Genomic DNA, 657 nt, shown 5'->3' on the forward strand with positions numbered 1-657 from the left:
CGCCCGTGGTCGCCGACCTCCGCCGCCCCGGCCCGGCACCGCGGCTACGAGCCGCCGTCCCGCACCTGGTTCCGGCAGGCCGTCGCCAACACCACCGGCGAGGAGGAGGCCGCCCGCCTCTTCGAGCAGTACGCCGTCCCCGCCCCGCTCCGCCTGCTCGCCGACCTCCGCCGGGCCACCGTCCGCGCGGAGGACGGCAGTTCGCCCCGCGGACCGCTCCTGCTGGTCTCCGGCCAGGAGGACCGCCTCGCCCCGGACGCCGCCACCCGCGCCACCTACAAGCGGTACGGCGACTCCTGCGCCGTGACCGACCTCAAGCAGTTCGCCGACCGCGGGCACTCGCTGGTGTTCGACAGCGGCCGCGACCGGGTCCTCGACCACGTCCTGGACTGGCTCGCCGAACACGCCACCACCCGCCCGGACTGACCTCACCCCCGGCCCGCCTCCACGGCGCGGCTCAGCGCGTCGCGGAGGGCGGCGCGGCTGGTGATGCCGAGTTTCGGGAAGACGCGGTAGAGGTGGGAGCTGACGGTGCGGGGCGAGAGGTGCATCCGTTCGCCGATCTCCTTGTTCGTCAGGCCGCCGGCGGCCAGTTCGGCGATGCGGTGCTCCTGCCAGGTCAGCGCGGCAGGTTTCGCCGCCGGGGCGCGGGGCGGG

At 76.0% G+C, this 657-nt stretch carries 2 protein-coding genes; one reads left to right on the forward strand and one right to left on the reverse strand.

The genetic code is table 11. The features are described from left to right. Positions 1 to 426 (forward strand): alpha/beta hydrolase (locus KCH_RS42730; protein ID WP_425268834.1); only part of this gene is annotated, 426 nt, incomplete at its 5' end. 2 nt (positions 427 to 428) lie between these two features. Here the strand turns inward: KCH_RS42730 and KCH_RS27895 are convergent. Continuing rightward, positions 429 to 657, reverse strand: a 229-nt coding sequence (locus KCH_RS27895) for a response regulator transcription factor (protein ID WP_035867519.1), incomplete at its 5' end; no start/stop codon positions are given.

The sequence above is a fragment of the Kitasatospora cheerisanensis KCTC 2395 genome (genome assembly GCF_000696185.1).
GTDB lineage: Bacteria > Actinomycetota > Actinomycetes > Streptomycetales > Streptomycetaceae > Kitasatospora > Kitasatospora cheerisanensis.